Source organism: Sulfuricurvum sp. (assembly GCF_036279695.1).
Classification (GTDB): domain Bacteria; phylum Campylobacterota; class Campylobacteria; order Campylobacterales; family Sulfurimonadaceae; genus Sulfuricurvum.
The window spans coordinates 1-3528 of sequence record NZ_DASUIQ010000126.1; the positions used below are offsets into that span (position 1 = coordinate 1).

General features: G+C 43.5%; 3 protein-coding genes and 1 pseudogene. 2 read left to right on the forward strand and 2 right to left on the reverse strand.

Annotation, left to right across the window (positions count from 1 at the left end; genetic code table 11):
* Positions 1 to 139 (reverse strand): annotated as a pseudogene (locus VFW36_RS12025) (NAD(P)/FAD-dependent oxidoreductase); the annotation flags it as partial.
* 295 nt (positions 140 to 434) lie between these two features.
* On the opposite strand from VFW36_RS12025, the gene VFW36_RS12030 reads away from it, so the two are divergent.
* The gene (locus tag VFW36_RS12030) at positions 435 to 1604 is read left to right on the forward strand and encodes an NAD(P)/FAD-dependent oxidoreductase (RefSeq protein ID WP_329659056.1); all 1170 of its coding nucleotides are present in this window, start codon (positions 435 to 437) and stop codon (positions 1602 to 1604) included.
* A gap of 188 nt (positions 1605 to 1792) precedes the next feature.
* Entirely contained in the window at positions 1793 to 2182 is a 390-nt protein-coding gene (locus VFW36_RS12035; protein WP_329659057.1) for a cytochrome c, read from the forward strand.
* 144 nt (positions 2183 to 2326) lie between these two features.
* Here VFW36_RS12035 and VFW36_RS12040 read toward each other — a convergent pair.
* The coding region (locus VFW36_RS12040; RefSeq protein WP_329659058.1) for a DUF3458 domain-containing protein at positions 2327 to 3528 on the reverse strand (1202 nt) is incomplete at its 5' end.

Genomic DNA, 3528 nt, shown 5'->3' on the forward strand with positions numbered 1-3528 from the left:
AAATGTTTGATGGGATCCAGTTCCATTTTGAGTTAGGGGTTACTACCACTACCTCGTGATCTTTTCCGAGCCAATCTGCCGCGAACGTTGCTGCAGTATGTCCGGCGACACCGCCACCGAGGACGACTACTCTTGCCATTGATTCTCCTTCGTTAAATAATTCCATAAAAGTCGATTATAACCCTATATCATCACAATTATATCACATCCTTAAAATGAACCTTGCATTTTTGACTAAATTTATTACAAAAGCTATCAGTGTTACATTTTTTCCCAATTTAAAATTCTAATAGCGAATTAGCAAAGAAACATAAAAAATAATTATGACGATTAAAATATTTATCTATATTGACTTTATACGCCATTACTATTATAATTATCATTCATAGCGAAAATGAATAATTATTATTTGTATTATGTGCAAGGATAAAAACGTGCAAAAAGTTCTCATTATAGGCGGCGGTATCGCCGGAGTCGAAGCGGCGATTTATTACCGTAAAGAGGGATTCGAGGTTGAGTTGCTCAGCGATCGAAGTTATGTTTTTATCTATCCGATCGCCATTTGGATTCCCGTCAAAACAATACGATTTGAGGATGTCGCATTCTCTCTTGATAAGATCGCCGCACGTCACGGATTTAAACTCACCGTCGATGAAGTAGTAGCCATCAATGCGAGCGACAAAACCATAACCCTCAAAGAGGGCGGTGTCCGTAACGCCCCTCACCTCGTCATCGCTACGGGTGCCGGAAAAATGAAACATGAAGGATTGGAACATACCCTCTCCATCTGCGGAGCGCCAGAGCAGTCCATCCTCCTCAAAGATAAAATAGAATCGCTCATAGCCAAGGGGAGCGGAAAAATAGCGTTCGGTTTCGGCGGTAATCCGAACGATCCGAGTGCTATACGCGGTGGTCCCGGATTTGAACTTTTTTTCAATCTCCACCACCGTCTCAAAAAACTCGGCATCCGAGACAACTATGAGATGACCTTCTTTGCACCGATGCCCTTACCCGGTGCTCGAATGGGACCAAAAGCGCTCTCCATGATGGAGATGATGTTTAAACGCAATCGTTTCGCAACCCGTTACGGTAAAAAGATCAAACGTTTTGAAACCGACGGGGTCGTATTTGAAGACGACAGCCGATTGGAATCCGATTTGACGATGTTTATCCCCGCCGGCGATGCTCAGCCGTTTATCAAAGCGTCCGATCTCCCGCTCAACAATGCAGGATTTATCAAAATTAACGCTTTTTGCGAGATTGAAGGGGTTGAAGCGTGGTATGCCATCGGAGACGCTGCGGCCTTGGAAGGACCCGACTGGAAAGCCAAACAGGGGCATATTGCCGAAATCATGGCGCGCAATGTTGCCCATAACTCAGCGGTTAACATGGGGATGAAATCAGAGGAGAAAAAGAGTTACCAAGAACATCTCAATATCCTCTGCGTCATGGATATGGGCGACGGTGCCGGATTTGTCTTGCGGAATGATAAGAAAGCACTTCTGATCCCCCTTCCGATCATCGGGCATTGGCTCAAAATGGGGTGGGGATGGTATTACAAACTCTCAAAAATGGGGTATATCCCCCGTATTCCGGGGATGTAAATAAAATTAATTTCGGAGCATTGCTATCAATGCTCAATCTCCAACCGATCCATCTCCGGAATCTCTAATCTAATCATATTTCTTCTTCTAAAAAATGTACAATACATAATTCTATATTATTATATTAATAATAAGCTAATATAAACTGCAATAGAATGTAGCCTATCTAACGTTATGGAGGCTTTAGTATGAAATTACCTCAACTTACATTAACGCTGTTTCTCCTTTTGTTCGTAGCAGAAACATCAATGGCTCAAGAAAAAGGATCAACGTTATTCGAAGAAAAATGTGCTGCCTGTCATCTAAAACAAAGACCCTCATTCGAAGCGATGAATACAATGATCGCTCCACCGATTATGGGAGTAATGACCCATGTAAAAGATGCCAAAGCGGCCAAAGCCGAAGCGGTAGGTTTTATCGCCGATTATATCTTTGAACCGACACCAGCAAAAGCGCTATGTATGAAACAATCGATCGATCGGTTCGGTCTAATGCCCTCTCAGAAAGGGAACTTAACCAAAGAAGAAGCAATAACTATTGCGGGGTATCTTTATGACAACTATGGCTATAGCAAATAAAGCCTTATTCCTTATCTAGGATGAGAAACCCAAGGGGAAGATACTTTGAAAAAGAGCTAGGTGTACCATGAATGAATTTATCAGTTTAGTCATAACTTTCATCGTGATAGTGATCGTATACGAATATTTGAAGCCAAAGAGTTCTTAGGCTTCTAAAATCTTACTCACAATTTCATAAACATTATTAGAGAGATTCGGATGGTTTTTAATCCGTTCCAATTCACATCCCATCTGTGTCTTTTGTTCGATGCCCAGACGGCCGTAATTTTTAAATGCCCCCGCGAGACCAGAAGCGATCTGTGGGTTAAGCTCATCGATCTCGATCACTTTATCCGCCACAAATGCAAATCCCTCACCGCTTACATCATAGAATGCAACCGGATTTCGGGCAAAACTTCCGATCAAAGAGCGTACCAAATTCGGTACTTTTTTATCATACGCACTATCGTTTTGAAGCTCTTTAACTCTTTGCAGTGTCCCCTCACGACGAGATGAAGCACGAACAACAAAATATTTGTTCATCACCAACGTTTGATCGCTGTATCGGGCATAGAAATGCTCCAGTGCACCAACCGCTAAATCGGGAGCATAGTTTTCGAGCAAATCCAAAGCCGCCAGCCGCTCACTCATGGAATGTGCTTCGTGATAATGGGATAGACACAAGGTATAAATAGACTCATCACCTGCACACATCAAAAGCCCTAAAACTCTATTTTTGAGGGCCCGTTTCCCCATGCTGATACCGTCAATACGAGCATTTGAGGGATCATACAATTCATTGAGCATCTGGAGCAATTCATTAAAATAACGCTTCGCAACGGAGTATTTCAGCTTCTCTTGAGCTTTTGCGATCAGGGCAACGTTTATCGTCTCTTGGCGTTGCATCAGCGTGGTCATACTCGGCAGTTCCAAAATCTGCGATTTGAACATCTCTTCGATAGAACGATCCGCTAAAATCGCTCCGTAGCTCTCGATATAGCGCTCTTTTACCTCTGCACCAGCCATCATCGCTTCCAATGTCTCAATCCCGAATTGGTGCGCCGCTTCATAACGGACAAACCCATCGCGCTCATGCGCCATTAAAAACGGGAAATCGAGTTCGTCGCATTGAACAATGATCGGAGCGCTGAATCCTCGATTGAGCGATAGACGCGGCTTGGTCGGGATCTCTTTGAAAACGATCTCGCTGACACCCTCCTCCAACCACAATACATCGTTATGCAGTAACGTTACGCGCTCACTTACAAGAGGATATTCGCTTCCATCGTCCGCCAACAATGCCATTCGAAACGGCATTGCATAGGGGAGCTGTTCTTGATGGTGCGTGTTTTTAGGGATATTTTGGA

Bases quoted from the DNA above. Each gene is read 5' to 3' on its own strand.
- VFW36_RS12035 (WP_329659057.1), top strand. From the start codon at position 1,793: ATGAAATTACCTCAACTTACATTAACGCTGTTTCTCCTTTTGTTCGTA.